The organism is Micromonospora globispora, assembly GCF_003857015.1.
Taxonomy (GTDB): domain Bacteria; phylum Actinomycetota; class Actinomycetes; order Mycobacteriales; family Micromonosporaceae; genus Micromonospora; species Micromonospora globispora.
Genome location: NZ_QGGF01000652.1, coordinates 1 through 2287, shown reverse-complemented (window position 1 = coordinate 2287; position 2287 = coordinate 1). Strand labels below are relative to the sequence as shown.

Sequence of the window (2287 nt, the reverse complement as noted above, 5' to 3'; positions counted from 1 at the left end):
CCTTTGGAGCTGCCCCACTTCCGCGCCCGCGCTGCCACGTGGTCCGGCGCGCCGCCGCCGGGCGGGTCGTCGCGGCCGCGAGGCCCGGCCGCCCTGATTACCGAGTGTCACACCCGCCCGCTCCTCACGGAGGGTGCTGGTCGCTGCCCCATCGAGACGGTCGTCCCCATCCTTTGCTCTGCTGCCGCCCACGCAACACCCGGTTGAGCTGCAAGTCCTTCTCGCGGCTGCGGCGCGGGCGCCTCACCTGCCGCCACGGACGGTGACTGTTGCCTATGAGGCAGCAGAGCAAAGGGGGCGAGTGGTTGTGGTTGTCCCCGGCAGGCGGGCACGCAGTGTGAGCGATCAGGTCAGGCGGCTGCCCCGTTCGGCGCACCCGCCGACGGACCTGCCCGGCTGAGCACTCACCGCAGATTGGTCCCCAGGGCCCCAGGTTCTTCCGCCCGCTGCCCAGGCGGAGTCACGCCGACGGTCGGTCCCGCCAGGCTCCCGCTCCGGCCTACCACGCCGCCGGCACCGGCGGCGGCCGGCCCAAGGGCTGCGGCCTCGGCCAGCTCGGGATCCGGCTCCCGCAGCACTCCCGACCGACCCGCCAGCGCGTCGGCGACGGCGGCCCGGGTGGTCGGGGTGACCGCACCGGGCAGGTCCGCCGGATCGTGCCAGCCGAGCTGGCAGCCGCCGGCCGGGCCGGTCGCCGGCCGCTCGCCCCGTACCCGGGCGCGGAAGACGTGAACCAGCACGTCGGGCAGGGCGCCGCATCGCCCGGCGGCGGGTGGCACAGCGCCCGGGTTGCCCAGCCGGTAGAGCCCCACGAGGTCGACCACCTCGATCTCCCAGCCGGTCTCCGCCCGGATGTGCCGGTGCACCGCGGCCAGCGGGCTCTCGTCGCGGCGCAGCCGACCGCCGGGCAGCGCCCAGCGCCGCTCGCCGACGCCCTGCCGGCAGAGCAGCACCCGACCGGCGTCGTCGGTGACGACCGCGGCGATCGCCCAGGTGAGCGCACTCATGGACAAAGAGCGTACGACCGTGCAAACCAGAAGTCATCCGACCTGCGAAGCCGGTCGGCCCGGGGTGTCACCGGGACGGCCCGCACCGGTACCGTGTGCATCCGTGACCCTCGCCCCGATGACCCCCCTGGCGGCCCTGCCCAGCCCCAGCACCGCCGTCTGGCAGCTCGGACCGGTCCCGCTCCGGGCGTACGCGCTCTGCATCATCGCCGGCATCGTGGTGGCCTGCGTGGTCACCGAGCGCCGGCTGCGCCAGCGCGGCGTCGCCCCCGGCGCGGTGCTCGACATCGCCGTCTGGGCGGTGCCGACCGGGATCATCGGCGCCCGGATCTACCACGTGATCACCTCGCCGGAGAAGTACTTCGGCGCCGGCGGGCAGCCGCTGAAGGCGTTCGCCATCTGGGAGGGCGGCCTCGGCATCTGGGGCGCGGTCGCCGGTGGCGCGCTCGGCGCCTGGATCGCCGCCCGGCAGCTCGGCATCCCGTTCGCCGTGGTGGCGGACGCGCTGGCGCCGGGCCTGCCGCTGGCCCAGGCGGTCGGCCGGTTCGGCAACTGGTTCAACAACGAGCTCTACGGCGGGCGTACCACCCTGCCGTGGGGTCTCGAGGTGCACGTCATGGACCCGGACAACCCCGGTCACGCGCTACGCGACGACGCCGGCAACCCGGTCCTGCAACCCGGGCTCTACCACCCGACCTTCCTCTACGAGGCGCTCTGGAACGTCGGCGTGGCCGTCCTGGTCCTCGTCCTCGACCGAAAGCTGCGGTTCGGCCGGGGCCGGGCGTTCGCCCTCTACGTGATGGGCTACACCGCCGGCCGGTTCTGGATCGAGCTGATGCGCACCGACGAGGCGACCCACATCCTCGGCGTACGCCTCAACGTCTGGACCGCCGCGCTGGTCTTCCTCGGTGCGTTGATCTACTTCCTCCGGGTCCGCGGGCCGCGGGAGTACCTGATCCCGGTCGGCGTCCCCGCGGCGCCGGTCCCGCCCGCCGGGGGCGACGTGTCGCAGGTCGACCTCTCGGCCCGGGAGGTCGGGGCGCGGGAGGTCGCGCCGGAGGGCTACCGGGTGGTGAGCGAGGAGCAGTTCCGGGCGTACCGGGAGACCGGCGAGGTCCCCGAGGAGCCGACGGAGCCGACCGCCGCGGAGGACACCGAGACCGCGGACGCCACGGCCGCCGAGGGCCCGCCGGCGGAGGAGGCCGGGGACGCGCCGGCCACCGAGGACCGGGCCGGCGCCACCGGCGCCCGCCCCGCCGACCGGGACAGCTGAGCGGGGC

General features: G+C 75.2%; 2 protein-coding genes. One reads left to right on the top strand and one right to left on the bottom strand.

Going from position 1 to position 2287, the window contains the following annotated elements; genetic code table 11:
* Positions 1-404: 404 nt before the first annotated feature.
* The gene (locus DKL51_RS31470) at positions 405-1007 is read right to left on the bottom strand and encodes an NUDIX hydrolase (protein WP_109942820.1); all 603 of its coding nucleotides are present in this window, start codon (positions 1005-1007) and stop codon (positions 405-407) included.
* Between the two features lie 103 nt (positions 1008-1110).
* On the opposite strand from DKL51_RS31470, the gene lgt reads away from it, so the two are divergent.
* Positions 1111-2280, top strand: a complete 1170-nt coding sequence (lgt, locus tag DKL51_RS31465) for a prolipoprotein diacylglyceryl transferase (RefSeq protein WP_109942821.1) — start codon at positions 1111-1113, stop codon at positions 2278-2280.
* Positions 2281-2287 lie beyond the last annotated feature (7 nt).